The sequence below is a fragment of the Pseudomonas sp. MS01C9 genome, from assembly GCF_058202755.1.
Window position 1 is genome coordinate 3,538,852 of sequence record NZ_CM177073.1, and the last position, 26,857, is coordinate 3,565,708.

A 26,857-nucleotide genomic window follows, 5' to 3' on the forward strand; every position below is an offset into this window, starting at 1 on the left:
ATGGACGACGGACGATATGAAAGGCGGGCGGCTGGGGATGCGGCTGTGTCATCCGGGCCGCTGCAGCATATCCTGCTTATCGACGATGAGCCCGAGGACCTCCGGGCAACCCTCGTCCTGCTCAAGGCGCAACCCTGGCGCATATCCCTGGCCAGCGACGCCCACCAGGGCTACCAGCGAGCCTTGGCGTTGCGTCCGGACCTGATCGTGCTGGACGTGCACATGCCGCAGATGGATGGTTTCAGCCTGTGCAGGCTGTTGCGCGAGGCACCGGCGACCCGCCAGACCCCCATTCTTTTCCTGTCTTCGGCCAACAGCACCGTCGAGCGCCTGGAGGGGCTGACCGTCGGCGGGGTCGATTACATTCCCAAATCCTGCGCCCCCGAGGAAGTGCTGGCGCGTATCAGGATCCACCTGCAATTGACCTGGCGCGCACCGCCGACCAACCGGCACAGCCCGGCGGAGCCGGAGCCCGAGGGTGACGAGATCGTCCTGCGCGCGGCGATGCGGCTGATCGAAAATCACCTCGACGACATCCCTTCCCTGGTGCAACTGGCGCACAAGGTCGGCACCCATGAGAAACGCCTTTCACGGATTTTTCGCGAGCATCTGGGCCTGACTGTGTTCGCCTATATTCGCGATGCGCGGCTGCGTCGCGGCCAGGAGTTGCTCGGCGAAAGCGCCATGAGTGTGCAAGACGTCGCCGAACTGGTGGGGTTTCGCAATGCCTGCAACTTCACCACGGCCTTCCGCCAGCGAATCGGCATGACCCCCAGCCAGTTTCGCCAGCAGACCCTGGGCATCGCTGATACAGAGTCGGCCGGGCGCACCTGATGCGGCTTCTACGGTTTGTGCTGCTGGCGCTGGCGTTGTTGTGCGCCGACCGTTTGCGTGCGGCACCCATGGGCTTCTGCCAGGTTGAACGCCTGGACCTGATGCCCTCGATGCAGGTTTTCGAGGACGAGCAGGCCAGGTTGAGCGTGGATGAAGTTGCCCGGTTGCCCGAAACGCGATTCAGCATCGCGACTCCGGATTGGCCGGCGCAAGGCTATAGCCGCTCGGCGTTCTGGCTCAAAGTGCAACTGACCAATCCGAACGATACGGCCTGTTCGCGCCTGTTGGTGATCGGAGCGCCGCGCCTGGAAGACATCCGTGTCTACCAGCCTTCAGAGGGGCGCTGGCGCGAAGCCCATGCCGGCAGTGCCCATCCGTTGGCCGAATGGCCCCAACCAGCGGCGCGTCAGCCGGCGTTTGCGGTGTCGCTGGCGGCAGGGCAGGGCACCACGTTGTTGATCCGGGTCACCAGCCACTTCCAGATGCTGCTGGAGCCGCAGCTATGGTCCGAACCGGCATTGCTGCGCAGTCAGCAGCAGACGTACCTGAGCGACGGCCTCACCCTGGGCATCGTCCTGCTGGTGGTCCCGTTCGGCCTTATCGTCGGCTGGATCCTGCGTTCCCGGTTGCTGAGCGTGAATGCGGGCGCGGTCCTGAGCTATATCCTGCTGACCTGTATCTTGAACGGCTACCTCGTCTACTGGCCCTCGGCGCTGGGCTGGACGCGGGAACTGCTGACCTGCGCCAGCGTGATCTCCTTCGTGCTGTTCCTCGCCTACATGCGCGTGCTGCTGCAGGTGGCCCGGCTGCCCGCCTTCATTGGCTGGAGTTATTGGGTACCGCTGCTGGGATGTGCCCTTGGCCGGGTCTGGTGGCTGAAGGTCGATCCGATCCAGGGGGCGCAGATGATCCAGGCCTCCCTGTTGAGTTTCTACGGCGTGCTCCTGGCCACGTTGTTCATGGCCTGGCGCAGGCGGCTCAGCTACAGCTGGATGGCGTGGCTGGTTCCGGCACTGCTGTTTTCGCAATTGCTGATGCGGTATTTCTTCCCCCAGGAACAGTTGCCCTGGCAATCGCCGCAAAGCAAGAACAGCCTGTCCTCGACTCTGCCGGGCGTGGCGTTGCTGGTGTGCACGCTGATCATGGAAGTCAGCCGCAGCCGTCACCGGGAGAAGCATGCGCTGTCGAGCCTCGAACAACAGCGCCAGGCCGAGCATGAGCGCCTGGAAAGCACCGTGGCGCTACGCACCGCCCAGTTGCGCGAATCCCTGGCGGCCCGCAGTGCGTTGATGGCCCGCATCAGCCACGACCTGCGTTCGCCGCTGGTGCGCATCATCGACTACGCACGGCTGTTGCACGGCGGGCCCAACCGGGAATACCCGGCCAGCATCGAGCGCAATGCCCGCCAGCAACTGGAGCTGATCGACGAGATGCTCGAGTTCTCCCGCGGCGAGCTGGAGCAGATGCAACTGACCCTCGCGCCCGGCTATCTGTACGGGTTCCTCAGGGAGGTCGCCGATGAGGCGGCCTTCCTCGCCGCGCGGCAGGGCAATACCTTTGAAGCCGTCCTGGCGGATGACCTGCCGGCGCTGGTGGAGGCCGATTTCAAACGCCTCCGGCAGATCCTCATGAACCTGCTGGCGAACGCGGCGAAATTCACCCGTGATGGCCAGATCCGCTTTGAAGTGAATGCTTGTCCAGGAGCCGGCCCGGAGACTGTCGAGCTGACGTTCAGCGTGATCGACAGCGGTATCGGCATCGATCCACAGGAATTCGAACAGCTGCTGCAACCGTTTCGCCGCGGCCGCAATGCGCAACGCTTCGAAGGCAGCGGGCTGGGCCTGTCCATCGTCACCCAACTGCTGGAGCGCATGGGCAGCCGTTTGCAACCCCAGGCCACGGGGCAGGGCGGCAGCCGCTTCAGCTTTCGTTTGCAGTTGAAATGCGCCCAGGAAGACGAGCTTGAAAACGGCATCGTCGATAACAATGCCGCGCCGCTGGATGGCCAGGGCAAGCAGGTCCTGCTGGTGGACGATATCGAGCAGAACAGCGAATGGCTGTATGACCTGCTGGCCGGCTACGGTTTCGACGTGAGCATCGCGGCCAACGGCGAGGACGCCTTGGCCTGCCTGGCGCAGCAGCCGGTCGATCTGTTGATCAGCGACCAGATGATGCCTGGCATGGATGGCTGGGAACTGCTGCAGCGGGTACGTGAGCATTGGCGCGGTCTGCCAGTGATGCTCTACTCGGCGGTGCCTGCGCGCAGGCCGCAGGGCTATCCGCCGGATCTGGTCTTCGATGCGGTCCTGCTCAAGCCGGCCGACAGCCGCGAGTTGCTGGCGTGGGTCAAGACACTGGCGGGCTTGGACACGGTGCCTCGCGCCATGGCCTGGGAGCGATAGCATGCCGGGTCCGCGTTGCAGGCTGCTCTTGCTCGGCAGCTTGGCGGCATTGCCCTGGGCATCGGTCAACGCCGGGCCAGCGCAGCCATCCACCCCCGCGTCGCCCAGCTCACTGGTGCTCGACGAAACCACGGTGACTGCTCGGCGCCGAGAGGAAAACCCGCAGGACGTGCCGATCCCCATCAATGTCCTCTATGGCGAGCAACTGGACGAAGCCGGCCTGCACACCCTCCAGGACATCCAGCAACGGGTGCCCGGGCTGGTGGTGTCCGGGCACGATGCGCGTTATGCCGGCTTCGGCCTGCGCGGGTTTGGCGCGACCGCCTATAACGACGGTCTGGAGGGCAGCGTCGGCACCTACGTCGATGGCGTCTACCTGGCGCGCCAGGGCATGGCCTTCACCGAGCTGATGGACATCGAGCGCATCGAAGTGCTGCGTGGGCCCCAAGGTACTTTGTTCGGCAAGAACACCACGGCGGGGGCGCTGAACATCGTCACCCGCCCACCGACGTTCCAATCCGAGGCCAGCCTGGAAGCCAGCCACGGCGAGCATGGCCTGGGCGAATACCGCGGGACGATTTCCGGAGCGCTGCGCGACGAGGTGTTGGCCGGGCGGCTCAACGTCTTCGAACGCTCGGTGGATGGGCAGGTGGAAAACCTGGAAGACGGCGCCCGCCTCGGCGACGCCGACAGCCAAGGCCTGCGCGGGCAATTGCTATGGACGCCCACCGAGGCCTTCAGCGCGCGTCTGATCGCCGACTATGCCGAGCAGAACGAGGCCGGCAACGTGCTGCTGGTCAATCACTACAGCCCACAGACCCGCAAGCGCGCCCGGTTCCTCGGCTATCCGCTGGCGGAGCCCGACCCTTACCGGCGCGAGGTGCGCATTGACGCGCCGGGGCGTCCGCAAACCCTGCAGGACGGTGTTTCCCTTGAGCTGAACTGGGACCTGGACGAGGCGATGCGCTTGACCAGCATCACGGCTTATCGTGACTGGGACTACCGCGCCACGCGGGACGGCGACAGCACCGCGTTGGCGGTGGCGCAGTCCGAGGCGCAGCTGGGGCATCGGCAGTTCAGCCAGGAATGGCGACTGTCCGGCACGGCCGGCTCGTCCGTCGACTATGTCGCTGGGCTCTATTACTTGCGCCAGCAGCTCGATCGCGAGATCGACGTGGCGTTCGGCAAGGATGCCGCACCCTGGTTCGTGGGCGACCAACTGGCGCTGTTGCAGAAACTCTATGGCATCACCTTCACCGATCCGAGCCAGGTGCCGGCGCAGTTGCTGGAAGGTGCCCGGCAGCATTACGACGGCGAGCAGAAGGGCGACAGCCGGGCAATTTTCGGCCAGGTTTCCTGGCGCCCCGTCGACCCTCTCGAGCTCACCGGCGGCCTGCGCTACAGCCAGGAGCGCAAGGACGGTTGGGTGTCCCGCGACGTCAGCAACCTCGCTTCGCTGGACGGTTTGCCGCCGACGTTCCAGGCCGGCGGCCAGTTGCTGCGCGACATCGCCCTGGGGGGCAGTTACTACCGTGAGGACTCGATCGAAGAGGACAACCTCTCCGGCCTGCTCAGCGCCAGCTATCGCTTCAGCGATGCGGTGATGGGCTATGTCAGCTGGTCTCGCGGCTACAAGGCCGGCGGCATCAACTTCGACGTGGTCGGCCCGTTCGCCGAGCCCACCTTCGAACCGGAGCGCGCCACGTCCCTGGAACTGGGCATCAAGACACGCTTGTGGGATGAGCGGGCGATGCTCGACCTGGCGGTCTACCAGACCGATGTCGACAACTACCAGGCGCTCACCTACAGCCCGCCGACCTCCGTGCTCGCGCCACCGTTGAGGGACAATCTGATCAACGTCGGCAAGGTCCGCCTGCGTGGTGTCGAGCTGGATTCGGCCTGGCAACTGGCTCCCTGGCTCACCGGGCGCCTTGGCCTGGCCTGGAGCGATGCGCGCTACCGCAGTTTTCCCAACGCCCCGTGCCCGCCGGCCTCGGGCCAATGGACTTGCGACCTCAGCGGCGATCGCCTCTACAACGCGCCGGAATGGAACCTCAGCAGCGGCCTGGACCATCGCCATCCGTTGCCGTACGGGCTGGAGGTCTACAGCGGCGTCGACTACAGCTTTCGCACCGGCTACTACGGCACCCTCGAAGGGGGCGAAGGCAGTTATCAGCCCAGCTACGGCCTCACCAACCTGCGCCTGGGCCTGCGCAGCCAGGACCGTGCCTGGGAAGTGGAAGGCTGGGCACGCAACCTGTTCGACCGCCACTACATCACTGCCGTGTACTCGCTGCTGGGCGCGGGTGACTACGGCGCCATGACCGGCAGCGAACGAACCCTGGGCACCACCGTCAGGCTTCGCTATTGACCGAAATGAAGCGGGTCGGACAAAACGCCAGGCGATTGCCCCCGGCTTTTTTCGACAGGTACATGGCCTGGTCCGCCTTGCTGATCAACGCATCGACTTCCTGCCCATGCTCAGGAAAGAACGCCACGCCGATACTCGCGGCAATCTCCACTGTTTGCGCACCGATCAAGATGGGCGCATTGGCCGCCGCCAGCATCCGCTTGAGCAAAGGCTCGCTGTCCTCCACCTCTTGCAAACCCACCAGCCCCGCCACGAATTCATCGCCACCGAGCCGCGCCAACGTATCGCCCTCCCGCAGCGTCGCATTGATCCGCGCCGCGACAATCTGCAATACCCGATCACCCCAGTCATGCCCATAACTGTCGTTGAGCGCCTTGAACCCATCCAGATCAATGAACGCGATGGCCACCTGGTGCTGGTGAATCCGCGCCTTGCCCAACGCCTGACGCATCCGCTCGGCCAACAGCAACCGATTGGGCAACTGCGTGAGCGCGTCATAACGGGCATCGCGCTCCAGTAACTGAAGGCGTTGCTTCACCTGCGTCATATCGCTGAGCAGCGCCACATAGTGCTGAACATTCCCGTGACGGTCATGCACGGCACTGATGCTGATGCGCGACGTCATCTCCCGACCGTCCTTATGGCTGCTTTGGATTTCACCCGACCAATGCCCATGGAAATCCAGCGCATTCTTCATCGGCGCATAAAACGCCGCGAGCCGACGCACCATGCGATGAGCGTTCAACTCCCGGCCCCTGACCTCGTCTTGCCCGTAGCCGGTCAGGCGCGTGAAAGCCTCGTTCACGTCGATGACCCGACCGTACGGATCGACAAGGGCGACCCCCTCCCGCCCGTGGCTGAACACCGTCGCGGCCAGCTCCGGGCAGATGGAGCCAATGCGCCGGTCCGGCGCGTCTTCATCACGGGTCGCTGGCCATCTCTGGGAATCGAAACCCTGCTGCGCCAGAGAACTCACCAGGGCAGACAGTGCCTTGTGCAGGCGGATCAGGGCATTCGTGACGAGCCTGGAGTCGAGGCAGTAGCGACGAACGAAGGTGCGTAGGTTCATGGGAGGTACACGGTGCTTGGTTGTAACGCCAGAGAGTGAAGAAGGCATTATCGAGGCGGCAATACGCGCAGGACTTTGCTGGAGCGGATGACAGCTTTGCGGGAAGGGACGGGTCGAAAATTTTTTTGCGGGAAGGGAGCGTGTTGATCGAAGGGCGGAGCCGGCTGACCATCGCCAGGCCCGCTCCCTGCATCATCTGTACAGCGAGTGGCCCCGTCACCCACTCGCCAGCACAACCCGACCAAACCGAGCGCTGCGATCCTGCGGCGTAATCGCCAGCAACCGATCGAGGCGAATCTCCTGGTGCCCATCGGCAGTTTCCACCTCGAGAAATTCCTCTCGCGTGGGGGCGGTACGCGTGGTGATCGCACGCGCTGTCAGGCGTTGGCCGTCAGTCAGTTCGATCTCCAGCGTGTAGCCGTACAGGCAGGCAATTTCCAGGTAGTCATGCAGGTCGCAGTCCAGCGGTCGATAGGTGCTCATGTCAGGCCTCGCAACCTTGCAGCTTGAGGATGAAGAAACCTTGCCGGGCGATGGCCTCGTCTACTGCGGGGTTGCCCGGCTCGACATGGCAGAAGCGGCAGTCGTTCAAGATGATGTCCTGGTCTTCGATACCCTGTTCGGCGAGGAAACGTCGCGCGCAGGCTTGGGCGAATGCCTGGTCGTTACGGTCTATCAGCACATCGAAATGCAGGTAGCGCCCGCCTTGGGTGCGTACGTGGGTGTCATAGACTTTGAGGGTCATGGTGTTCTCCCGGTGACAGCCAATGGAGCGAGCGGACAGGTTGGGGCGCCACCTGTCCGTCGCGAAGTCAGAGCGAATCAGAGCAGTTGTTTCAACATCGCCTGCAGTTGCTGGTTACGCGCCTCATCCAATGGAAAAACCGGCAGACGCGGATCGCCGACCTCCAGGCCAAGAGTTCGCAAACCGGCCTTGATGGTGGCGGGCAAACCGCCCTTGAGGATGAAGTCCAGCAGCGGCAATTGACGATAGAACAACGCCCGGGCCCGGCTCAGGTCGTTGGCCAAAACAGCGTCGTACAGGTCGAGATTGAGCTGCGGGATCAGGTTCGGCGCGGCGGTGCACCAGCCTTTGGCGCCGGCCGCGAAGGCTTCCAGCGCCAAGGGGTTGCAACCGTTGTAGAACGGCACCTGGCCTTCGCCCAGCAACTGCAGCTTGTGCATGCGCTGAATGTCGCCGGTGCTTTCCTTGACCATGGTGACGTTATCCACCGCGTTGAAAATCCGCAGGATGAGCTCCACCGACATGTCGATGCCGCTGGTGGCAGGATTGTTATAGAGCATGATGGGCAGGTCGATGCTGGCGCCGATGGCCTGGTAGTGCGCCAGGATTTCCGCCTCGCTCAGTTTCCAGTAAGCGGCCGGCAACACCATCACCACATCGGCGCCCTTCGCCTGGGCAAAGCGTGCGCGGCGCACCGCCTTGGCGGTGGTCAAGTCAGACACGCTGACCACGGTGGGCACCCGGCCGGCGACGCGGGCGATGCTGAACTCGCTTACCTGGTCCCACTCGGCGTCGCTCAGGTAGGCACCTTCACCGGTGCTGCCCAGGGGCGCGATGGCATGCACGCCGCTGTCGATCAGACGGTCGATGGACCGGCCCAAGGCGTCCAGGTCCAAGCCCTGGCCGTCGGTGGAGAAGGGCGTGATGGTGTAGCCGATGATGCCGTGGATGTTGGGGGTAGACATGGCTTCGCTCCTGGTGGGTTCAGTTCAAGCAATCGGCGTGTTGACGCAGGGTCTGCCGGGCGTAGTAGTTGAAGGCGGCCGCGTGGCGCTTGGGGCGGGCGATCCAGTCGTGGGCTTCGCGGCCCAGGTGAGGCAGGATCGGTTTCACCTCGCCGGCGGCCATGGCCAGCAATTGCAGCTTCGCGGCGCGTTCGATCAGTTGGGCGATGTTGCAGGCTTCTTCCACGGTGGCACCGGTGGATAACTGGCCGTGGTGGGAAAGCAGAATGGCGCGCTTGTCACCCAAGGCACCGGCGATCAACTCGCCTTCCTCGTTGCCCACGGGCACACCCGGCCAGCCCTCCAGGAAGGCGCAGTCTTCGTACAACGGGCAGAGGTCCATGTGGGAAATCTGCAGCGGCACCTCCAGCATCGACAGCGCGGCGATGTGGGTCGGGTGAGTGTGAATAATGCAATTCACATCCGGCCGGGCGCGGTAGACCCAGGTGTGAAAGCGGTTGGCCGGGTTGGGCATGCCATGGCCCTCCAGCACGTCGAGGTCTTCATTGACCAGCAACAGGTTGCCAGCGGTGATTTCATCGAAGCCCAGGCCCAGTTGCTGGGTGTAATAGGTGCCCGGTTGCGGCCCGCGCGCGGTAATCTGCCCCGCCAGCCCTGAGTCGTGGCCGTTCTCGAACAGGATGCGACAGGTCAGGGCCAGCTTTTGTCGTACAGTCCACGTATTATCCGGCAGTGTTTTCTGCATCTGGTTAACAGCATGCTGGACCAACTGGTCCTTGGGCGTCGCCAGTGTCTTGCTCATATCCGTTCTCCTGATTCGTTCTTTGACCGTTCTTGATCCGCGTCATGGAAGCTGTGAAGTGGAGGTGCTAATGACACTAAATAGACTATATGACACAAAGTGTCATTTGCAATCGCAGATTGTCCGTTTCTCTGGAAATGTTGGTTACCTATGTCCATTCGTTTGAAATTGCTCAGGAAAAAACTCGGCATGACACTGGACGTCCTGGCCGAAAAAACCGGGATGACCAAGAGCTACCTGTCCAAGGTGGAACGGGGCTTGAGCACGCCCTCCATCGCCACAGCACTCAAGCTCGCCAAGGCCCTGAGCGTGAAAGTCGAGGAGCTGTTCTCCGAAGAAAACGTCTCCCTCGACAGCTACAGCCTGGTGCGCAGCGAAGACCGCCAATCCCTCGCGGCGAGCAGCGGCAGCTCCGAATACGCGGTATTGGCCCATCAAGTGTCCGAGCGCAGCCTGCTGCCCTTCATCCTTTACCCGGCGAGTGAGTTCACAGCGCATCACGCGTTCAAGGAACACACCGGGGAGGAGTTTCTGTTCGTGCATGAGGGGCAGGTGGAAGTGGACTTCATGAACGAGCGTGTGCTGCTGAACCGTGGTGATGCGTTGCATTTCAATGCGCAGAAACCCCATCGGTTGCGTTCGGTGGGGGATGTTCAGGCGCAGTTGCTGGTGGTGGTGCACAGCGATGAGTCGTCGGAGAAGGAAGAGAGCGCCTAACAGCTCCAATCGCAGGTAACCAACGTGGCGAGGGAGCTTGCTCCCGCTGGGCTGCGCAGCAGCCCCCTTCCTATGGACGCCTCGCCACAAATCTTCCGACAGCCTCATTGAACGGCATCGAGCACCTGCCCGGACCAGTCGAGCGGCGTCTGTCAGTAAAGACCGACAGACACCAGCGACGAAGGCCCGCCAAGCCACAGCGCCTTGCGCCTTTGCCTACAACTACGCCAGAATCCGCCGGCTTGTGCGCCTAGGGTTGCGTCGGTAGTTTTGGACCTGTCACTGATGATCAGTGATCGGGTTTAGCAGCTCGCCGAGTTAAGTCGCACAACGCGTCATCAGACAGGAATCCCCATTCCTGCACTTGATGGTGGCTGTGCGCAGGGCGTCCTCGGACGCGCCGATTTCTTAACTCGTCGGTCTGCTAACCTGCGTACAGCTGCCTCCCAATTCGTTTAGCAGCGAACGGGTCGTGGCCTCAACCAGAGAGTTAAGACCATGGTCAAAATTACACCGAACCCTCCAGTTACAGATTCAGACGAACCCACATCCCGTGCCCAGTCTGCTCGCAACAAGAAGCTCGACGACGCGGCCACCCGTGCGTTGGATTACTACCTGAAGCCCAAGCCTAAGGGCGAAACGTCTGACAAGTCCGACTCTATTTTTCGGATTGATCCGGGAGTTGATTCTGAGTGTTTGCTTGCGAATCTCAGTGAGAACCTGGCTTCGGCGAATGCCATGATCAGCGATTTGGCGTTTGATCTGGATGGGTCAAGGCGGCGGGTTGCGTTGGGGATTTTGCAGGTGATTGAGGTGAGTGAGCTGCTGGCGAATCGGGCTTTGGATATTGTTGAGGTGAGGTAGGGCTGCAGAGCTACGTGCCGCTCGGGTTAAAAAAGGTCTTGCCCAGCAAGGCCTTTTTTTGTGTCCGAGGGAGGCTGAGTGCTTCAGCAAGCCTGAGGCCTCAAAGGTCCGCATTCTTCATCCATGCGAGCTTTTTTCCTGCTAGCTGAGGTGTGACAAATGTTCGCAGGGCAGCAGTGGCGTTTTGCTGCTATACATGATTCGAGCATATTCGGCGCGACGGCAAATGACATTCAGGATAACGATTCTTTCAGGAATGGATTCGCAGCGGGTCTTTTGAATAAATCCGTTGCCTTTGTTGCTTTGTTAATAGCAGGCAGTTAAAAGGAATTGAACCATGGGCAATGAAAAAGCATGCGTCATTTTCGCGACCGGTATGGACGCAGAGATGAAGTCAGTCTCCGAGCAGCTTGCTGAAGAAGGCTTTGACGTTTGCACGGCCGAGGCCGATCGCGAGATCGTAGAAGCCTCGCAATCAGGCGCTGTACCAGAAGAAATCAAGAGCTGCATTGATAATGCGGTCATCTGCATATTCCTGATTCCTGAAGATGTAAATGAGTGTCTGACCGGTGCGGCAGGGCACGCCGGGACATCGGGGAAAAGGATTGTCGCAGTTGCGCAGAACGTTGAATCTCTACCGCAGATTTTCGATGACCTCGCCAGTTCTGTACTCATCGTAAATAGTCCACATCTGAGAGACGTAATTAAGGGCAAACAGGTCTGGGAGCGTGCGGATGGCAGTTCAAGTCCAAAACGTAAGATCAAGCGGATCGAGTGCCAATGAATCGAGTACCGAGGGTGTTCTCCTACAGACTCGTACGAGATTATGGTTTCGCCCCGAATCCCTTTCACGGCATTTGCACACTAGGAACATGCAAACCGCAAATCAGGAAAGCGGCTCAGGTGGGCGATATTATCGTCGGTTGTGGAAGCGTTGGCCTTAAACGTCCTGAAAGACTCATTTTTGCAATGAGAGTTTCGGAGAAACTCTCGTTCCAGCAATATTGGGAAGACGAGAGATTCAGGGTAAAACGGCCGGACCTCTACACCAGCGAGAGCATGGCGTACGGAGACAATATTTATCACCGTGTGAACGATGCCTGGGTGCAAGAAGACTCCCATCACAGTCATGCCGACGGTCGGATCAATCAAGCTAACCTCGGGAGAGATACCAGTTCGAACAATGTTCTTATCGGAAACGATTTCGTCTATTGGGGAAGCGATGCGGTAGCGATACCTAATCAGCTACGTAACTTCGGGGGAGAAGATCTTTACCCGCCGCCCCGTGGCTGTCGGAGTAAGTTTTCGGAAAATTTTAGGGCTGAAGTGGTTAGCTGGTTCGAATCACTTCCTCTACGTGGCTATCGGAGTCGACCGGCTTCTTGGCCCTAAAATTGGCTCCTGCTGGAAGCGTCACCTACACAAAGGAACAAAATGGACGAAGGGACTTTCCATGACCAAACCTATTCCGCAGCTCGCAGCGCTACCTATCCTTGAGTACAGGCTAAAGGCCGCAGAGACCAACCAATTCGATCGGGACGCTGAGGGTTTCCAGCAGCTCAAATTCGGCTATTTCGGTGAAGTCGGCGGCTTGTTATCGGCAGTCAAAAAAGTGCGTCGCGACAATTTGGCGACGACGGTTACTGAGCTGGCAGCTGAAGAACTGGGAGATGCTCTTTGGTATCTGATAAATATCGCGAGTTTAGTTGACATCGAACCCAACCAAATTGGGGAGTACTGCATCGCCATTTTGCGTTCTCGCTACGGAGAGAAAGAGCAGGACCCAGTTACCCCTGTGACATTCCGTCACATCGACAGCTTAATGGAGATTCGCCGAAGTCCCGAGTCGATCGATCGATCGGTGCAGCTTGGAAAGCTAGCAAACCACGCTGGCTCAATGGCTGAGATGAATTATCATAATTACATCTCCATGCCTCCGCACAGTCGAGGCGAAAATCTTGGCATGCACCTCGCGGAGCTTTCAATTGTATGTGCAAGCTTCAATCTGAAGCTGGAAGATATAGCTCGGGCGAACTTGGAAAAAATCCACAGTAGGTGGCCGGAAGATGACACTGTCTACCCACTAGCCTTTGACAGTGATGCTCCGGAGCACGAGCAATTTCCGTCCGACCTAGCCGTGGAGTTCATTGAGCGCGGAACCTCGGCAAACGGATATGTGGTCCAGAGCCTAAGAGGCGTTTTCATCGGCGACCGTCTGACGGATAACAGCAACGAACCTGATGACTACCGCTTTCACGACGTGTTCCACTTAGCATACGTTGCCTTTCTAGGATGGTCCCCGGTGCTCCGATCGTTGCTCAAACGCAAACGCAAATCCGATGCGAAGAAGGATGAGAACGAGGACGGCGCTCGGGCGATGATCATTGAAGAAGGCATTGCAACCTGGATCTTCAACCACGCCAAAGGCCATAACTTCTACGTCGGAGCCAAACCAGGGGCCCTTGATTACGGGGTCCTAAAACAGATCAAGAGCATGGTCGAGGGCTACGAGGTTGAAAAATGCAAGTTATGGCAATGGGAAAAAGCCATACTGACTGGCTTTCAGATCTTCCGAGAATTGCAGACGCATCGCGGCGGTACCGTAATTGTCAACGTGCGTGCGCACTCCATGCAATTTGAACCCCCTGTGAAAAATGAGTCGCAATGAACCCCACAGCCTTCGTGAATGCATTGTCTGAGTTAAAACTGGACAACGTGTTCAACCCATACGCTGACACATGCCCCGTCCACGACCGCTCGGATGCTGTATCGGCGCGCCGTCGCAATCTACGTGGTTATCTCAAAGCAGCTGCAGAGATCGGCGTAGATACGATTTGGATGGGGCGTGATCTAGGTTACCGCGGTGGCCGTCGAACGGGCCTCGCGCTTACTGATGAGTATCATCTCTCCGAAATGACTCAGAGGTACCCAGGCTCGAACTTCAAACAGGCCACCATTGGCCCGGCACTGGCGGAGCGCACTGCGTCTGAAATCTGGTCAGTGTTGCGCGCTGTTGATCTGCCGCCCCTGCTATGGAACGTGTTTCCATTTCATCCACATGAGCCTGGAAATCCTTTCACCAACCGAAAGTTTACGGCCCGCGAGCTTCGGCAGGTCGACATGCTGAACGAGACGCTGATCAAATGGCTGAAGGTTCGTCGGGTGGTTGCGATTGGGCAGGACGCCTTCAGCTACGCCAGCCGGTTCGGCATCGAGGTAGTTGCGATCCGTCACCCTAGCTATGGTGGAATCAAGGATTTTCGCAACGGGATGAGCGCTCTATACGACATTCCAGTAGAGGTGCTCAACCCAAAGCGTCAGCGTTCATTGTTCTAAGGTTGATCTGTGACGATAAGCATCTCTTTTTTGCGGCACGAGTGCTACCGACAGCTTCAATATCTCAGGGCATCTGAAAGAAGGCTGACGAAGAAAGGCGGGCAGATTTATTATCAGGCTGAAATAAATCTGTCTTATTCGATTGGCAACCACCGGTCAAGCAAGACAGCTCTCCGGCCCATTGCAAGCCTTCGCGGAAGAGCCGCAATCGGCCGTAACATAAGTCGGGGCCCCCTCGTGGACCGCTTTCCAGCGAAAATCAGACCTTCGCACCCCGGGACCTATCACGTGATGGGGCCCAAAGACATGTATAGGCCTCCATCTTCAGTCGGCCACGGAAACATGCCCGTCATCCATAGAAGCCGCTCGACATGTCTTGAAAGCGCAAGGATGTTCTCGATTGTGAACTGGTCGTCTGCGTCATAAAGTCGTCGTAAGTCGAGCCCGAAAAGCTCAAGCCAATCACGAAGGCCCTGATCTTTCAAACTCTCCGGAAGGGAGGAGCCGGGGAACGACTCCTGCGTTGGAAGTCCATCCCTGTGTCCCAACCATTCGGCTGCATGATCAAGTACGGAAGAGATATGTAGAAGGGCTGTGTCTAGCAGTTGATCCATTGCTTGATCAATGAGGTAGGCCTGCTTCGCACATCGGATCTCTTGTTGTGCTGAGAACAGACTATCCGAACATAAAGTGGCAAATCGTTCACCGGCATTGATATCGGCAAAAGCGCTGGTTCGCGCCGCGAAATACCTGCCGGGGCAGGCAGATGATGCTACGTGCAGCCGCCTTGACATACTATCAAAAGGGATCTCCGACATCGTAGGAAGACGCTGCTCATACTTCGCGCTATGCGCGACGTCGGCGAGCATTCCAACAATGACGTGTAACGCCCATGCTGTGTTTCCACCCTCAGCATTGAGCAGTGCAACGGCAATACTTGCATTGAGCACAAGATGCTCTTTGCGCTTCCCGCCGCGGATTACATGAACGCATTTGGCTATGGCTTGACCATAAGTTCGCGGACGGGTTTTGGCAGGGGGAAGCGTTGCATCACCCCTGTCCAGAGTCTCCAGAGCCGCCTCATAGTTTGCCGCGAACGTAACACCATCTAGCTGTGAAAGTGGCAAGTCACGGCTCATTTCTTGGGCAACAGCCCGCATAACATCACCAAGCTTGGACGCAGTTTCGCCATCGGCAAACCCTTGGCACGCTAGAGAGAAGCTGAAACTATCGGTGTGATCGGATAAAGCGATAGGGGCAATATCAGGCCTTTTGCTTGGCTGTGAGGAATCGCACTGCCTGATCTCTGTTATAGCCTCTGCAATAACTTTCTTGATTGAGAGGGAGCAGCGCTGACCGATCAAGCTTGCAAGGTCGGTCGAGTCGCAGGAACTGCGGGCAATAAAAAAACTGTCGCTACAGGAAGCACTTGCGGCGTTGATTTTTTCTATTTCAATATCTTTTATTTCTCCTCTTGACCCCACGAGCAACAAATCGTGAGCAATCGGTAAAATAATTACATCAGGTCTTTGGCGCTCTCTCCAAGTGAGAGCGGTTAGTGAGTCAGAGCCGCTCTGTGCCAACGCGATACAGTCCGGAAGGATCGCATCCACAACGCTACAGGTTCTCCATGATAACTGCGCAAGTTCGGTTTCCCACTGGTTCGCTTGGGTTACTTTCATTGCATTGTTATGACTGTCCCGAATAATGGTAGGAAGCGACTTGACGAGCTTGGTGAGAACTTCGGAGACCATGGGCATATGAGATGAGTGGAACCCGTTGAATGACTCACGAAGCAAAAAGGCCATTGCCCTCCTAGCGAAAGGGCGCGGCAGTAATTCTCCGAGGAGAGAAGTATTCAGTTCTTCATCGATTGCTGCGAGGGACAAGCTCATGCCCGAACTGTCTACCCCCATCATTTGGCGCAGTTCATCCGAGTCAGCGACTAGTGCGAACATCTGTTCTAAGAGCTGTTCAGCACCTTGCAGAAAAGTGGAGCGTACATGCGCTGTTCTTAACGTAAGATGCGTCGTGATGCGAGCTGAAATTCGTGGGTCCACGCTGGCCCCTCGGGGGGTATGTTGGAGCTCTCGGAGACTGGTATGGATATCAGATTCAAGAGCTGTGATCAGGTCGTCGAGCACTTCTTCGTCTGCAGCCCCAAGCTTCGAGTAGAAGAATTCTCCGACCCCAACGTCCTTGATACCTACCAGTCGCGCTGCGGTACCTCGCCGATGCAGCCACGTCCGCTCTGCATCGCCGCTACGCTCAGCGAGAAACCCTCGCTGAAGAAACCTGGGAATATAATGTTGTCGTTTTCCTGCCATGTCGCGCCTATGATGATTCTGTTGAAGTTAAGGTCGTTCCTCTATTTCGATTTCTTAGCGTAGCGCCGGGCATCAGGGGGGTGTATACCTATTTCAGAGCTAGACAGGCTGGGCTGGTCCGTCTCCTTCGTTATCTAAATTAGCCTGGCGTAAACGCCCGGCGCTCAATATGCCTAGCGGTAAAGTATTAGTCTTCCCGTGCTACCCTCGTTTAAGCAGCTTGGATACGCGGGTCGCAGCGCACCATGCTAAGCGGCCAGAACCAACCAGCAGGCGCTTCAGTGCACGGAGGCACTGGCCCAAGCGATGCCGTGCAGCCCTAAGAACGCGACGCCTATCCGCCGCAGGTCGCGCATCAATCAAACATAGCTTGGTAGTCGCCAACGCCACTTTTGCTCCGACCGCTACGGCGACAGCAAGGAAATACAGCCAACGCTGATTCTTGGCTTTGTCATGTTGGCTGACTAGTGCCGACAGCTGCTTCAAGGAAGGCTTGGCACCGGCGAGCCAGGGAATGATGCATTCGCTGGCTAAGGCTACGGTGTGGCTGCTGATGTTTTTGTCTACAAGTCCCGGCGGAGCATCAGGGTTGACCGAGCAATAGCCACGGGGGACGTACTCACAGGTGCTGGAAAGCGGCGATGAGCGCGACATGCCATTGGAAAAGTGCTTCACGGGGCACAACCGTTGGTTGTAGTCGTTGATCTCTTTGCGGATGGCGATCACATCCTCGTCGCTTAGGGTTCTTCTAGTCGCGGCGTAGAACCCTTTGGAGTCGTCCGGTGCGTAACCTATGAAGTAGCTGGCTTCACCTTCTTTGATGTGAGTAAAGGTCCACTGTGAATCGCTGCTCCACTGGCACGACTTCAGGCTACCCAAGCCATTGGCCTTACAGTAATCATCGTAGCGCCTGATCTGGCCCAACAGGAACACGCTGGCGTCCTGGATGCTCGCTGTCGCCTCCTTCAGCAATGCGGCGTCTTCATTGGCGCCGTTGTCCGCCACAAAGAACACCGCTGCGACCAATGCCAGCGGAAACCAGAAGTGATCGTATAGCTGTCGGAAGCGTTCGGTGAGGTTGAGGTTGTCATAAATAAGGACCATGACAGCCCATCCGGTGAGGGTGCAAAGCATCAACAGGGGAATCAGCCCGACTTCGCTGCCCAGCTTTCCAACGCCATTGATGGTGTAGCGGATGGGCAGGTAATTGATGGTTGGGAAAAGGCCCAGGCAGTTCAACACACCGGGTAGGAACAGGAGCGCGAAGAAGATGAACACGCCTCGCTTCTTGCTCACGGTAAAGGCCGCTGCTGCCAGCAAGGGAATCAGCAACAGTGACAGCATCATCAGATAGCCCAGCGTGATCACCATGGCTTCATCGGGCGACCAGTAAGTTCCGGTGATCTGCCCGGCGTCGTTACGCCCGGTGAAGGTCGATGATACGACGCCAAGGCCTTCCAGGATCTGGTGTAGGTTGTAGGCCGCGCCGTGGAGAAATTTTAGGTAAGGGTAGAAGAAATCCTCTATCGAAAATAACATCTGTTTGAGTCCTTCAATCTGTAGTCGTCCTTGGTTATGTAGAAAGGAGTGAAAAAAGGGCGGAGGGATGCTTAGTCGAATTTCACTTGGGGGGCCAACTCTGGATATTCCAGCTTCATGTCTGCGAGACAATCTTGCATGAGCTTCGCATCTTCAGGTAGGCGTCTGGACAGATCGGTCCAGCTCAAAAATTGCAGTTCATGGGGCATCTGCACCAAGCCGGTAATAGCGTCCCAGAAGGCATCCCAGTTATGGCCGTACCAGCCGGGGAAGCCGAGCGCATCACTTAGGGTGGAGTGGAGTTCGTCGGAACTCATCACTGCGCTTAGGTCAATCTCTATTAGCTGTGGGCGAGTCATCGTTCAGGGCTCAAGGTGTTTAACAGTTTCAGCGATCGGCTTAATCAGGCCCTTCTCCCACGCTGCTTTTAAGCTTTGGTCCAGATAAAGCGATTGTCACCGATTCCATTAGCCTGGTAAGAGTGGTAATTGCGAAATACAGGTCGTCTTGAGTATCTCCGTCCCACTCTTCAACAGCCTCACGTTCCGCACGTAGCTTGACGATACGCTCTTGAATCTCTGCGAGCTCAGCGGCGCCACATTGCGTGGCAATTGCCTGCCAGCCTTCATCGGAGATGTTCTCTTGGATTGATAAGCCTGATCTGGCTCTTTTGATCAACTCTTGGAGTTTACTCATCTGACACCCATGCAAAGGTTAGGAGAAGGGGAATCTGGCCGTTCACAGAATATTCTTCAAATAGTCTCTAAGCGCGATAAGCGGCGTTTCCAGTTGTGCCACCGTTGGTATGACTCGGAGATTTTCTGCCAGACGATTCAGCTCCTGCCCCAGCACCGTATCCACCCCACCAACCGCCACCAACGCTAAATCCAAGCATCGACCGATCTCACCCTGAATCCCCGCCACATCCCGCCGCCGCACCAACAACCCAAAAACCTCCCGATCACAACCTCCCATCAACGGATCATCCCGCAAAATCGGACTATGCCCCTCCGTCTCATAAGCCAGCTTCAGCGAGTAAAGAGCGACCGTTTCCAGCAGCAATTCCATGGGGTGAATCCTTTGTCAGCGGGTGAGGAGGGGCGGTGGGTCAACTGGGCGTCGCAAGGCGGAGCATTGGTGGGGGCAGTGACATTTTTGTGAGCGCTTTGCGCTCAAGCGGGAGCAAGCTCCCTCGCCACAGGTTCCTACTAGCCACAGATTCTTCCTTGCCACAGATTTGGTGGTTGGGGCCGCTTCGCGACCCAGCGGGGATAAATCTCCTCGCCACAAATGGATCGGGTGACTTTTCTGCAGACGAAAAAAAAGACCTTGAATTTCAAGGTCTTTCTTTAAGATGGTGCCCCGAGGGAGACTCGAACTCCCACTCCTTTCGAAAACGGATTTTGAATCCGCCGCGTCTACCAATTCCGCCATCAGGGCTCAATGGCGGCGAAGTATAGAGAGGTGCCTACCGTTGGTCAATCACGTTTCATGGTCAATTTTTGATAATTCCGCTAGACTTTCCGGCCCTGCTAGACGAACCCCATCATGCGTGTTGCTGACTTTACCTTCGAACTCCCGGATTCGCTGATCGCTCGCCACCCTCTGGCCGAGCGTCGCGCCAGTCGACTGTTGACCCTGGATGGGGTCAGCGGTGCCATGGCTCACCGTCAATTCACTGATTTGCTTGAGCATTTGCGCCCGGGCGATTTGATGGTGTTCAACAATACCCGGGTGATTCCGGCACGGTTGTTTGGTCAGAAAGCCTCCGGCGGCAAGCTGGAGATTCTGGTGGAGCGGGTGCTGGACAGTCATCGTGTGCTGGCCCATGTGCGCTCCAGCAAGTCGCCCAAGCCCGGTTCGTCGATCCTCATCGACGGCGGCGGCGAGGCGGTGATGGTGGCGCGGCATGATGCGTTGTTCGAGCTGGAATTTGCCGAAGAGGTGTTGCCGCTGCTCGACCGTGTCGGGCACATGCCGTTGCCTCCTTATATAGACCGTCCCGATGAAGGCTCGGACCGCGAGCGTTATCAGACCGTGTACGCCGAGCGCCTGGGGGCGGTGGCGGCGCCGACGGCGGGGTTGCATTTCGATCAGCCATTGCTGGAGGCGATTGCCGCCAAGGGCGTGGAGACCGCGTTCGTGACGTTGCACGTTGGCGCTGGTACGTTCCAGCCGGTGCGGGTCGAGCGTATCGAAGACCACCACATGCACAACGAATGGCTGGAAGTGAGCCAGGAAGTGGTGGACGCCGTGGCGGCCTGCCGCGCGCGCGGTGGGCGGGTGGTGGCGGTGGGGACCACCAGCGTGCGGTCCCTGGAAAGCGCTGCTCGCGATGGTGTGCTCAAGCCGTTCAGTGGCGACACCGATATCTTCATCTACCCGGGCCGGCCGTTCCATGTGGTCGATGCCCTGGTCACCAACTTCCATCTGCCCGAATCCACGTTGTTGATGCTGGTTTCGGCGTTCGCCGGTTATCCCGAAACCATGGCCGCCTACAAGGCCGCCGTCGAGCATGGATACCGCTTTTTCAGCTACGGTGATGCGATGTTCATCACCCGTAACCCCGCGCCACGCGGACCCGAGGAAACAGTATGAGTCGCACCTGTCGCATGTCCTTCGAGTTGCTCGCCACCGATGGCAAGGCTCGTCGCGGTCGTCTGACCTTCCCCCGCGGTACCGTGGAAACCCCGGCGTTCATGCCGGTGGGCACCTACGGCACGGTCAAGGGCATGCTGCCACGGGACATCGAGGCGATTGGTGCGCAGATCATCCTGGGCAACACCTTCCACCTGTGGCTGCGCCCGGGCATGGAAGTGATCAAGGCCCACGGCGACCTGCACGATTTCATGCAGTGGAAAGGCCCGATCCTGACCGACTCCGGCGGTTTCCAGGTGTTCAGCCTGGGCGCGATGCGCAAGATCAAGGAGGAGGGCGTGACCTTCGCCTCTCCAGTGGACGGTTCCAAGGTGTTCATGGGCCCGGAAGAGTCGATGCAGGTGCAGCGCGACCTGGGCTCGGACATCGTGATGATCTTTGACGAATGCACGCCGTACCCGGCCGATGAAGACGTGGCGCGGGTGTCCATGGAGCTGTCGTTGCGCTGGGCCCAGCGTTCGAAGAACGCCCATGGCGACAACACGGCGGCACTGTTCGGCATCGTCCAGGGCGGTATGCACCAGGACCTGCGCATGCGCTCCCTCGAAGGCCTGGACAAGATCGGCTTCGACGGCCTGGCCATCGGCGGCCTGTCGGTGGGTGAGCCCAAGCACGAGATGATCAAGGTGCTGGATTACCTGCCGGGCCAGATGCCGGCTGACAAACCTCGTTACCTTATGGGCGTTGGCAAACCGGAAGATCTGGTTGAGGGTGTGCGCCGCGGGGTGGACATGTTCGATTGCGTGATGCCAACCCGTAATGCCCGCAATGGGCATCTGTTCATCGACACCGGCGTGCTGAAGATCCGTAACGCGTTTCATCGCCACGATGATTCGCCGCTGGATCCGACGTGCGATTGCTACACCTGCCAGAACTTCTCTCGCGCTTATCTGCATCATTTGGACAAGTGCGGCGAAATGCTCGGCAGTATGCTCAATACCATCCATAATTTGCGCCACTATCAGGTGCTTATGGCTGGTTTGCGCGAGGCTATCCAACAGGGTACATTGGCCGCCTTTGTCGAGGCCTTCTATGCCAAGCGCGGGTTGCCTGTTCCGCCTTTGGACTGAGTTTTCCGATCCTAAGATTCAATACTTGCAACTGGAGTGCTAAATGAGCTTTTTTATCTCTAACGCCATGGCCGATGCCGCTGCACCTGCAGCTGCGCCTATGGGTGGCGGTTTCGAGTGGATTTTCCTGGTCGGCTTCCTGGTGATTTTCTACCTGATGATCTGGCGTCCACAGGCCAAGCGCGCCAAAGAGCAGAAGAACCTGCTCAGCAGCCTGCAGAAAGGCGATGAAGTGGTGACCACCGGTGGTATCGCCGGCAAGATCACCAAAGTGGCCGACGACTTCGTGGTTCTGGAAGTGTCCGACACTGTTGAAATGAAGTTCCAGAAGGGCGCCATCGCGGCCACGCTGCCAAAAGGCACGCTGAAAGCGATCTAAGTAACAACTTCTCTTCAATCGACGGGGCGCGCAAGGCGCCCCGCGTCATAAGCGGGCGGCGTGATGCTGAACAAATACCCTCTGTGGAAATACGTACTGATCCTGGCGGTGCTGGCGGTCGGTGTGATTTATTCCGCTCCCAATCTTTACCCGGATGACCCGGCCATTCAGGTCAGCGGCGCCAGCACGGCGTTGCAGGTCACCCAGGCCGATCTGGACCGTGCGAGCGCAGCGCTCAAGGCGTCCAATATCGAGGTCAAGGCTGCGTCCATCGCCGAAAACGGCAAGGGCGGCCTGTTGCGCCTGGTCAAGGCTGAGGACCAACTGCCGGCCAAGGACGTGGTGCGCAAGGCGCTGGGCGACGAATACGTCGTGGCCCTGAACCTGGCCCAGACCACTCCGCAATGGCTGCGCAAGCTTGGCGCGCACCCCATGAAGCTGGGTCTGGACTTGTCCGGTGGTGTGCACTTCCTGCTGGAAGTGGACATGGAAAAAGCCCTCGACGCGCGAATGAAAGTCTACGAAGGCGACGTCAAGAGCCTGCTGCGCAAGGAGCGCGTGCGCTATCGCAGCCTGCCGCAGCTCGACGGTGCCATCCAGCTGGGCTTCAGCGATGAAGATGCCCGCGAGCAGGCCCGTGCGCTGATCCGCAAGAATTTCAACGATTTCGACATCGTACCGGCCGACCTCAACGGTCAGGCGGTGCTGCGTCTGGCGATGACCCCGGCCAAGCTGGCGGAAATCCGCGAATACTCCATCAAGCAGAACCTGACCACGGTGCGCAACCGGGTCAACGAGCTGGGCGTGGCCGAGCCGATCGTGCAGCGCCAGGGCGCCAACCGCATCGTGGTCGAGCTGCCAGGCGTGCAGGACACCGCCGAAGCCAAGCGTATCCTCGGCAAGACCGCCAACCTGGAGTTCCGCCTCGCCGCCGAGCCGGGCGCGTCCAAGGCCACCTCCGAGAGCTTCGAGTTCCGTGAGGGCGGCCGCCCGGCGGCACAGATCGAGCGCAGCCTGATCATCACCGGTGACCAGGTTACCGATGCCCAGGCGAGTTTCGACGAGCAGGGTCGCCCGCAGGTGAACATCCGCCTCGACGGCCACGGCGGCGAACTGATGAGCCGCGCCACGCGCAGCAACGTCGGTCGCAGCATGGCGGTGATCTTCATCGAGCAGAAGCCGATCACCACCTATACCAGGCAAGTGGTCGACGGCGTCGAGAAAGACGTCGCGGTGCAAGCCTTCAAGGAAGAGAAGAAAATCATCAGCCTGGCGACCATCCAGTCGCCGCTGGGCAGTCAGTTCCGTATCACCGGCCTGAACGGCCAGGGCGAGTCCTCGGAACTGGCCCTGCTGCTGCGTGCCGGTGGCCTGGCCGCGCCGATGTACTTCGCTGAAGAGCGTACCATCGGCCCGAGCCTGGGTGCCGACAACATCACCAAGGGTATCGATGCATCCCTGTGGGGCATGCTGTTCGTCTCGCTGTTCATCATCGCCATCTACCGCTTCTTCGGCCTGATCGCCACGGTTGCACTGGCGGTGAACATGGTGTTGCTGCTGGCCCTGATGTCGCTGCTTGGGGCCACGCTGACCCTGCCGGGTATCGCCGGTATCGTGCTGACCATGGGCATGGCGGTGGACGCCAACGTGCTGATCTTCTCGCGGATACGTGAAGAGATCGCCGCGGGCATGTCGATCCAGCGTGCAATCAACGAAGGCTTCGGCCGGGCATTCACCGCGATTCTCGACTCCAACCTGACCACCTTGCTGGTCGGCGGGATTCTCTTTGCCATGGGCACCGGCCCGGTAAAAGGCTTCGCAGTGACCATGTCCCTCGGGATCTTTACCTCGATGTTCACGGCCATCATGGTGACCCGCGCAATGGTCAACCTGATCTTTGGCGGACGTGACTTCAAGAAGTTGTGGATTTAAGGGGCTGCCATGTTACGTACAATCAACTTCATGGGCGTTCGCAACGTTGCGTTCGGCGTCACACTGTTCCTTACGGTCCTGGCGCTGTTCAGCTGGGCCACCAAGGGCCTGAACTACGGCCTGGACTTCACTGGCGGTACGCTTATCGAGCTGACCTACGAGCGTCCGGCCGACGTGACCAAGGTGCGCGAGCAACTGGCGACATCGGGCTACGGTGAAGCGGTCGTCCAGAGTTTTGGTGCCACCACCGACCTGTTGGTGCGTATGCCGGGCGAAGACCCGCAGCTGGGACACCAGGTTGCCGAGGCCTTGCAGAAGGCAGGCGGCGACAACCCGGCCCAGGTCAAGCGTGTCGAGTTCGTCGGTCCGCAGGTCGGTGAAGAGCTGCGCGACCAGGGCGGCCTCGGCATGCTGATGGCGCTGGGCGGCGTGCTGCTCTACCTGGCCTTCCGCTTCCAGTGGAAGTTCGCGGTGGGCGCGATTGTCTCGCTGATCCACGACGTGATCGTGACCGTGGGTATCCTGTCGTTCTTCCAGATCACCTTCGACCTGACGGTGCTGGCGGCGGTGCTGGCGATCATCGGTTACTCCCTCAACGACACCATCGTGGTCTTCGACCGGGTGCGTGAAAACTTCCGTGTGCTGCGCAAGGCGTCCTTGATCGAGAACATCAATATCTCGACCACCCAGACGCTGCTGCGGACCATGGCGACCTCGATCTCCACCTTGCTGGCGATTGCTGCGCTGCTGTTCTTTGGTGGCGACAACCTGTTCGGTTTCTCCATTGCCCTGTTCATTGGCGTGATGGCGGGTACCTACTCGTCGATCTACATCGCCAACGTGGTGCTGATCTGGCTGAACCTGAATACCGAGGACCTGATTCCGCCCGCGGCCACCGAAACGGAAGTGGACGACCGTCCATAAGGCTTCGCCCCGTCCGTCACCGCTCAAAAGGCGCGAGTTGAACTCGCGCCTTTTTTTGTGCTCCAAGGCTGGGAGAAGCGCGGGTTAATCCCGCTTGTGATGGTCAGGAGGTTCAAGTGAACAAATCGATGCTGGTTGGTGCGGTATTGGGTGCTGTCGGTGTTACTGCCGGTGGTGCGGTCGCCACCTACAGCTTGGTAAAAAGTGGCCCTGAGTATGCGCAAGTATTGGCCGTGGAACCGGTCAAGACCCAGATCAAGACCCCGCGTGAAGTGTGCAAGGATGTCACCGTGACCCGGCAGAGGCCGGTCCAGGATCAACACCAGATCGCCGGTACCGTCCTGGGGGCCGTGGCCGGCGGCCTGTTGGGTAACCAGATCGGCGGCGGCACCGGCAAGAAGATCGCCACCGTGGCAGGTGCGGCCGGTGGTGGTTATGCCGGTAACAAGATTCAGGAAGGCATGCAGGAGCGCGACACCTACACCACCACCCAGACGCGCTGCAACACCGTCAACGACATCAGCGACAAGGTGGTCGGCTACGACGTTCGCTACGTGCTCGACGGCAAGGAAGGCAAGGTCCGCATGGATCGTGATCCGGGCAACCAGATCCCGGTGAACAAGGAAGGCCAACTGATCCTGGGGCAGAACGAACCAGCCCAGTGATCCAACCGCTACAAAAAAGCACCCTTCGGGGTGCTTTTTTGTGCCCGTGATCCACGACTCACGCCAACCCCTTGTGGGAGCGAGCTTGCTCGCGATTGCAGTGGGTCAGTCTGCATCCGTGTTCTGGGTGACATCCATTGTGGCGAGGGGATTTATCCCCGCCTGGGCTGCGTAGTAGCCCCCTCCACAAGCAGCCGATTCAATTGCCTGGCATACCGGGTTGCCAGCATTTAGGGCCGCTTCGCGTGCCAGCGGGGATAAATCCCCTCGCCGCAAAGGGAGTTGCTTGCATGGGCAGGTTCTGGCAGGCATAAAAAAAGCACCCTGAAAGGTGCTTTTTCTATAGCCGGGCTGCTTAGCGCTTCAGCGAAGCCGGCAGATGTGGCTGGATAGCAGTGAGCACAGCCTTGAAGCATTTGGTGTTGCCGGCAACGATATGGCCTTTTTCAAGGAAATCGTGGCCGCCGGTGAAATCACTCACCAAGCCGCCTGCTTCCTGGATCAGCAGGGCGCCTGCCGCCATGTCCCACTCGGACAGGCCCGACTCCCAGAACGCATCGAAACGACCGGCAGCCACATAAGCCAGGTCCAGGCTCGCGGCACCGGCGCGGCGGATGCCGGCGGTCTGGCCGACCAGGGCGCGGAACATGCCCAGGTAGTTGTCCAGGTTGTCCATCTGGTCATCGCGGAACGGGAAGCCGGTACCCAGCAGGGCGCCGTCCAGGCTGGTGCGGCCGCTGACGCGCAGGCGCCGACCGTTCAACTGGGCGCCACGGCCACGGCTGGCGGTGAATTCTTCCTGGCGAACCGGATCCAGCACGACGGCGTGTTCCAGGCGGCCACGGTATTTGCAGGCGATGCTGACAGCGAAATGAGGAATGCCACGCAGGAAGTTGGTGGTGCCGTCCAGCGGATCGATGATCCACAGGTACTCTTCACCCTCGATGCCGGTACCGGCGTGCATGCCAGTCTCTTCACCCATGATCGAGTGGTTCGGGTAAGCCTTGCGCAGGGCGTCGACGATTTTCTGTTCGGCGGCGCGGTCCACCTCGGACACATAGTCCTTGGCGTCTTTTTCATCGACCTTGATGGTATCCAGGCGCTCGATGGAGCGGAAGATCAGTTCACTGGCGCTGCGGGCGGCGCGCAGCGCGATATTCAGCATGGGCTGCATGGATGTGTCACCTAAGGTTGTTAAAGAAAGCCGCGCATTCTATCAGAAACTTTTCCGAGGAGAAGGTTGGCGTTCGCTTTCATA

Annotated in this window: 26 protein-coding genes and 1 tRNA gene; 15 read left to right on the top strand and 12 right to left on the bottom strand. The window is 59.1% G+C overall.

Annotation, left to right across the window (positions count from 1 at the left end; all coding sequences use genetic code 11):
* Positions 1-45 precede the first annotated feature (45 nt).
* From AC1M7R_RS16060 to AC1M7R_RS16070, 3 genes are read left to right on the top strand one after another with little or no spacing between them, the layout of a single operon-like run.
* A complete protein-coding gene (locus AC1M7R_RS16060; protein WP_123595499.1) occupies positions 46-834 on the top strand; it encodes a response regulator transcription factor in 789 nt (262 codons plus the stop codon).
* On the top strand, positions 834-3,236 hold the full coding sequence (locus AC1M7R_RS16065) for a hybrid sensor histidine kinase/response regulator (protein WP_083714526.1): 2,403 nt from the start codon (positions 834-836) through the stop codon (positions 3,234-3,236). Before AC1M7R_RS16060 ends, AC1M7R_RS16065 begins: the two co-directional genes overlap by 1 nt.
* Before the next feature lies 1 nt (position 3,237).
* Positions 3,238-5,607 carry a TonB-dependent receptor gene (locus tag AC1M7R_RS16070; protein ID WP_072388219.1) on the top strand — a complete coding sequence of 790 codons (2,370 nt, stop codon included), beginning with the start codon at positions 3,238-3,240 and terminating at the stop codon, positions 5,605-5,607.
* On the opposite strand, the gene AC1M7R_RS16075 is transcribed toward AC1M7R_RS16070, so the two are convergent.
* The 5 genes from AC1M7R_RS16075 to AC1M7R_RS16095 form a co-directional block, all read right to left on the bottom strand.
* Positions 5,591-6,676, bottom strand: coding sequence for a sensor domain-containing diguanylate cyclase (locus AC1M7R_RS16075; RefSeq protein WP_072388217.1), 1,086 nt, complete (start codon positions 6,674-6,676; stop codon positions 5,591-5,593). The two genes, AC1M7R_RS16070 and AC1M7R_RS16075, sit on opposite strands and share 17 nt — an antisense overlap.
* A gap of 216 nt (positions 6,677-6,892) precedes the next feature.
* On the bottom strand, positions 6,893-7,159 hold the full coding sequence (locus AC1M7R_RS16080) for a Rho-binding antiterminator (RefSeq protein WP_072388215.1): 267 nt from the start codon (positions 7,157-7,159) through the stop codon (positions 6,893-6,895).
* Position 7,160: 1 nt separating this feature from the next.
* Entirely contained in the window at positions 7,161-7,421 is a 261-nt protein-coding gene (locus AC1M7R_RS16085; RefSeq protein ID WP_490609743.1) for a DUF2024 family protein, read from the bottom strand.
* A 77-nt stretch (positions 7,422-7,498) separates the two neighbouring features.
* Entirely contained in the window at positions 7,499-8,386 is an 888-nt protein-coding gene (locus AC1M7R_RS16090; RefSeq protein WP_072388211.1) for a dihydrodipicolinate synthase family protein, read from the bottom strand.
* Positions 8,387-8,405: 19 nt separating this feature from the next.
* On the bottom strand, positions 8,406-9,188 hold the full coding sequence (locus AC1M7R_RS16095) for an aldolase (RefSeq protein ID WP_490609744.1): 783 nt from the start codon (positions 9,186-9,188) through the stop codon (positions 8,406-8,408).
* Between the two features lie 150 nt (positions 9,189-9,338).
* On the opposite strand from AC1M7R_RS16095, the gene AC1M7R_RS16100 reads away from it, so the two are divergent.
* The 6 genes from AC1M7R_RS16100 to AC1M7R_RS16125 all read left to right on the top strand — a co-directional run bounded on the left by AC1M7R_RS16100 (position 9,339) and on the right by AC1M7R_RS16125 (position 14,105).
* Entirely contained in the window at positions 9,339-9,905 is a 567-nt protein-coding gene (locus AC1M7R_RS16100; protein WP_490609745.1) for a helix-turn-helix domain-containing protein, read from the top strand.
* A gap of 498 nt (positions 9,906-10,403) precedes the next feature.
* Positions 10,404-10,769, top strand: coding sequence for a DUF6124 family protein (locus tag AC1M7R_RS16105; protein ID WP_165887789.1), 366 nt, complete (start codon positions 10,404-10,406; stop codon positions 10,767-10,769).
* A 337-nt stretch (positions 10,770-11,106) separates the two neighbouring features.
* Positions 11,107-11,553 carry a hypothetical protein gene (locus AC1M7R_RS16110; protein ID WP_490609746.1) on the top strand — a complete coding sequence of 149 codons (447 nt, stop codon included), beginning with the start codon at positions 11,107-11,109 and terminating at the stop codon, positions 11,551-11,553.
* On the top strand, positions 11,550-12,161 hold the full coding sequence (locus tag AC1M7R_RS16115) for an Nmad2 family putative nucleotide modification protein (protein ID WP_490609747.1): 612 nt from the start codon (positions 11,550-11,552) through the stop codon (positions 12,159-12,161). Before AC1M7R_RS16110 ends, AC1M7R_RS16115 begins: the two co-directional genes overlap by 4 nt.
* A 61-nt stretch (positions 12,162-12,222) precedes the next feature.
* The gene (locus AC1M7R_RS16120; protein ID WP_490609748.1) at positions 12,223-13,437 is read left to right on the top strand and encodes a nucleoside triphosphate pyrophosphohydrolase family protein; all 1,215 of its coding nucleotides are present in this window, start codon (positions 12,223-12,225) and stop codon (positions 13,435-13,437) included.
* Positions 13,434-14,105: a uracil-DNA glycosylase gene (locus tag AC1M7R_RS16125; RefSeq protein ID WP_490609749.1), complete on the top strand. Its 672-nt coding sequence runs from the start codon at positions 13,434-13,436 to the stop codon at positions 14,103-14,105. Before AC1M7R_RS16120 ends, AC1M7R_RS16125 begins: the two co-directional genes overlap by 4 nt.
* Positions 14,106-14,389: 284 nt before the next feature.
* Here AC1M7R_RS16125 and AC1M7R_RS16130 read toward each other — a convergent pair whose 3' ends face one another.
* The 6 genes from AC1M7R_RS16130 to AC1M7R_RS16155 all read right to left on the bottom strand — a co-directional run bounded on the left by AC1M7R_RS16130 (position 14,390) and on the right by AC1M7R_RS16155 (position 19,411).
* Entirely contained in the window at positions 14,390-16,432 is a 2,043-nt protein-coding gene (locus AC1M7R_RS16130) for a DUF4238 domain-containing protein (protein WP_490609750.1), read from the bottom strand.
* A 201-nt stretch (positions 16,433-16,633) separates the two neighbouring features.
* Positions 16,634-17,971: a hypothetical protein gene (locus AC1M7R_RS16135; protein WP_490609751.1), complete on the bottom strand. Its 1,338-nt coding sequence runs from the start codon at positions 17,969-17,971 to the stop codon at positions 16,634-16,636.
* Positions 17,972-18,042: 71 nt separating this feature from the next.
* Positions 18,043-18,330, bottom strand: a complete 288-nt coding sequence (locus AC1M7R_RS16140) for a barstar family protein (protein WP_490609752.1) — start codon at positions 18,328-18,330, stop codon at positions 18,043-18,045.
* A gap of 40 nt (positions 18,331-18,370) precedes the next feature.
* Positions 18,371-18,667: a hypothetical protein gene (locus AC1M7R_RS16145; protein ID WP_490609753.1), complete on the bottom strand. Its 297-nt coding sequence runs from the start codon at positions 18,665-18,667 to the stop codon at positions 18,371-18,373.
* A gap of 42 nt (positions 18,668-18,709) precedes the next feature.
* A complete protein-coding gene (locus tag AC1M7R_RS16150; RefSeq protein ID WP_490609754.1) occupies positions 18,710-19,039 on the bottom strand; it encodes a hypothetical protein in 330 nt (109 codons plus the stop codon).
* 287 nt (positions 19,040-19,326) lie between these two features.
* Positions 19,327-19,411: transfer RNA gene (locus AC1M7R_RS16155), tRNA-Leu, on the bottom strand.
* Positions 19,412-19,519: 108 nt separating this feature from the next.
* On the opposite strand from AC1M7R_RS16155, the gene queA reads away from it, so the two are divergent.
* From queA to AC1M7R_RS16185, 6 genes are all read left to right on the top strand, one after another.
* Positions 19,520-20,569 carry a tRNA preQ1(34) S-adenosylmethionine ribosyltransferase-isomerase QueA gene (queA, locus tag AC1M7R_RS16160; protein ID WP_490609755.1) on the top strand — a complete coding sequence of 350 codons (1,050 nt, stop codon included), beginning with the start codon at positions 19,520-19,522 and terminating at the stop codon, positions 20,567-20,569.
* Positions 20,570-20,583: 14 nt separating this feature from the next.
* Positions 20,584-21,699 carry a tRNA guanosine(34) transglycosylase Tgt gene (gene tgt / locus AC1M7R_RS16165; protein ID WP_165887911.1) on the top strand — a complete coding sequence of 372 codons (1,116 nt, stop codon included), beginning with the start codon at positions 20,584-20,586 and terminating at the stop codon, positions 21,697-21,699.
* Positions 21,700-21,742: 43 nt separating this feature from the next.
* Complete coding sequence (yajC, locus tag AC1M7R_RS16170) at positions 21,743-22,078, top strand: preprotein translocase subunit YajC (RefSeq protein WP_007956696.1); 336 nt, start codon at positions 21,743-21,745, stop codon at positions 22,076-22,078.
* Positions 22,079-22,141: 63 nt separating this feature from the next.
* Complete coding sequence (gene secD / locus AC1M7R_RS16175; protein ID WP_072388180.1) at positions 22,142-24,010, top strand: protein translocase subunit SecD; 1,869 nt, start codon at positions 22,142-22,144, stop codon at positions 24,008-24,010.
* A 9-nt stretch (positions 24,011-24,019) separates the two neighbouring features.
* A complete protein-coding gene (secF, locus tag AC1M7R_RS16180) occupies positions 24,020-24,934 on the top strand; it encodes a protein translocase subunit SecF (RefSeq protein WP_072388178.1) in 915 nt (304 codons plus the stop codon).
* Positions 24,935-25,050: 116 nt separating this feature from the next.
* The gene (locus tag AC1M7R_RS16185) at positions 25,051-25,599 is read left to right on the top strand and encodes a glycine zipper 2TM domain-containing protein (protein ID WP_072388176.1); all 549 of its coding nucleotides are present in this window, start codon (positions 25,051-25,053) and stop codon (positions 25,597-25,599) included.
* Between the two features lie 355 nt (positions 25,600-25,954).
* Here the strand turns inward: AC1M7R_RS16185 and suhB are convergent, their stop codons facing one another.
* Positions 25,955-26,773, bottom strand: a complete 819-nt coding sequence (gene suhB / locus AC1M7R_RS16190) for a type III secretion system regulator SuhB (RefSeq protein WP_072388174.1) — start codon at positions 26,771-26,773, stop codon at positions 25,955-25,957.
* Positions 26,774-26,857: the final 84 nt, after the last annotated feature.